Below are 2,959 nucleotides of genomic sequence, written 5' to 3'. Positions count from 1 at the left end.
TTTCAATTCCAACTCAAAATTCATCAGCTCACCACATTTGCTTTTATTGTAATGAAGTGCCGGCGCGAATAGTTAGGCAAGATCGACTCGATTTCATAAGCTTTTTCACGAAAGATGATTCGCATATGCTCGTCTATGTCCTTCGCGATGATCGTCTTCATGATCTCGCTGGTGCCGCCGTAGATGCGGTTGACGCGGTTGTCCGCGTACAGGCGAGCGATCGGGTACTCGTTCATGTAGCCGTAGCCGCCGTGGAGCTGGACGCAGGCGTCGAGGACCTCGTTCTGTACCTCGGCCGACCACCACTTGGCCTTGGCGGCGTCCACCGCGCCGAGTTCCCCGGCGACGTGCGCGGCCACGCACTGGTCGACGAACGCCTGGGTGACCTCGACGGACGTGACAAGCTCGGCCAGGCGGAACTTGTTGTACTGGAAGGAGCCGATCGGCTGCCCGAAGGCGCGGCGCTCCCGCGCGTACTCGATCGTCTCGTCGAGGATCTGGGCGGCGTGGGCGATGTTCGTCACCGCGGCGCCGATTCGCTCCTGCGGCAGCCGCTCCATCATGTGCGCGAAGCCGCGGTCCACCTCGCCGATGACGTTTCCGGCGGGCACGCGTACTCCGTCGAAGAACAGTTCGGCGGTGTCGGCCTCGTGCTGCCCGGCCTTGTCCAGCTTCCGGCCGCGTTCGAAGCCCGGCATCCCGGCCTCCACCACGAACAGGCTGATGCCCTTGGCCCGCTTCTCGGGGCTGGTGCGAGCGGCGACGACGACGAGGTCCGCGCCGAAGCCGTTGGTGATGAAGGTCTTGGAGCCGTCGAGGATCCAGTCCGATCCGTCCCGTACGGCCGTGGTGCGCAGCGCCGCGAGGTCGGAACCCGCCGAGGGCTCGGTCATGCCGATCGCGGCGACCAGCTCCCCCGAACAGAAGCGCGGCAGCCAGCGCTCACGCTGCTCGGGGGTGGTCAGCTCCACCAGGTAGGGCGCGACGACCTCGGAGTGGATCGTGAAGGAGGAGGCGAAGGCCAACGACAGCCTGGCCAGCTCCTCACTCCATACGGCACTGAACCGGTAGTCGCCCGCACCACTGCCGCCGTGCTCCTCCGGCACCAGCAGCCCCAGCAGACCCTGCTTGCCGGCCGCCAGCCAGGCCGAGCGGTCGATGGACCGCTGCTGGATGAAGTGCTCCTGCCGTGGCCGCAGCTCACGGTCGACGAACCCGCGGACAGCGGCCCGGAAGTCGTCGTGATCGTTGTCGAACAGGGTGCGTCGCATGGGTGGCTCCTGGGCGCGCGGGCAACAGAAAACTAAGCGCTTGCATAGTTACTATGCAAGCGCTTAGTTTGCGGGCGGTGCCGCTCCTCGTCAACCCCCGGCAGGAGAACTCGTCAACCCCCGGCAGGAGAAGAGGCCGCCCTTCGCCCGCGACACCGGGGAGGCCGGGCGTCCCTTCGAGGCCCCGCCGAATCGGCGGACCGGGATGCGCGGCATGCCCCGGGGGAGCGCACCCCGGGGCCTATGGCCGGCGCTGCGGTGGGTGGAGCTAGCGGAGCCCGTTGGCGATCGCGGTCACCAGCTCACCGTCGTCGGTGTCGCCGCGGAGGTCGGAGAGGAACGCGCCGCCCAGGCCGTACTGTTTCGTATAGGCCGCCTTCTCGGCGATCGAGACCGGGGTGTCGTAGGACCACCACTCGGTCCCGCAGTGGGAGTATGCGGAACCGCCGTCCACGTGGGGCCCCGGGCACCTGGTCTTGACGGTGCGATAGGACTCCATGCCCCTGCCCAGGGTGCCGTAGGCGGGTCCGGTGGCCCAGGAGCCCGGCTGGGGGCTTGAGACGCCTTCCCATCTCCGGGCGTGCGAGGGGACGCCGAAGACGATCTTGTTGGGGTGCACCCCCCTGCCCGCCAGACGCAGATAGGTCAGGTGAGCGGTTTGCACATCCCACATCGCGCCGCCGTGCAAGCCGGAATGCATGGCCGTGTTGCGGTGGCTGGTGGGGCGGGCGTAGTCATAGGACTTCACGTTGAGCAAGTCGAGGTACCGGGCGGCTCCCGTGTAGTCGGCGCTGTTGAAGACCCGGCTGACGCTGCCGTGGATCGTCGCGGTGAGCAGCTTGTCTCCCAGCGCGGTGCGGGACGCCTGCGCCAGTGTCCTCAAGGCGGCGGGACCGCCGGAGTCACAGCTGCCGGTCACGGAGCAATCGGCGGGGAGCTCCCAGTTCAGGTCGATGCCGTCGAAGACGTCCGCCCACTGGCGGTTGTTGATCATGTAGGCACAGGACGCGGCGAACGCGGCCGGGTCCTTGAGGGCCTGCGGGAATCCCGCTGAATACCGGCTGCCGCCGAAGGACCACAGAATCTTGAGGTGGGGATGCAGCTTCTTCAGCTTCCGCAGCTGGTTGATGTTGCCGCTGACCGCCTGGCCGAAGGTGTCGCGCTCGCCGTCCACACTGTGCTCGGCGGGGACGCTGCGCTGCAGTGCCCGGTAGGGATCGCCGAAGGTGCACTTGCCGTTCTGGATCTTGCCGGACGCGTAGGTGAGATGGGTGAGCCTGGCGGCGGTTCCGCTGGTCACCAGATTCTTGACCTCGAAGTTCCGCGGCCCCTCGTCGTCTTCGGGGAAGACTCCCATGGTGACGGCTTTCGCGGGCGGCGCCGGGATCGTGCCCGTGGTACGGGCCGTGATGGAGGCGCTCGCGGGGCTCTCCACCCCGTTGTCGTCCACGGCGACCACATCGAAGAGGTGTTCCGTCCCCGTATTGAGCCCGGTGGCGGTGAAGCTTGTCTCCGTCGTGGTTCCCCAGGTGCTCTCGCCCACACGAACCGTGTAGGAGGCGATGCCGTCGGGTGCGGTCGAAGGGGACCAGCTGATCTTGATGGTGGTGCCGGTGATCTCAACGGCCCTGAGATCACCGGGCGGGGTGGGCATGTCCGGGCCGGCCGCCGCCGCGGCCGCTCTGCTC

2 protein-coding genes are annotated in these 2,959 nt (G+C 67.2%); both read right to left on the bottom strand.

Features of this window, described 5'->3' with window-relative positions; translation table 11 throughout:
• Window positions 1–23: 23 nt before the first annotated feature.
• A complete protein-coding gene (locus tag ACWF94_RS37790; protein ID WP_453499360.1) occupies window positions 24–1,271 on the bottom strand; it encodes an acyl-CoA dehydrogenase family protein in 1,248 nt (415 codons plus the stop codon).
• 268 nt (window positions 1,272–1,539) lie between these two features.
• Window positions 1,540–2,959 (bottom strand): glycosyl hydrolase family 18 protein (locus ACWF94_RS37785; RefSeq protein ID WP_453499358.1); only part of this gene is annotated, 1,420 nt, incomplete at its 5' end.

It is taken from the genome of Streptomyces sp. NPDC055078, assembly GCF_053607985.1.
This window is presented reverse-complemented; position numbering and strand designations above follow the sequence as displayed.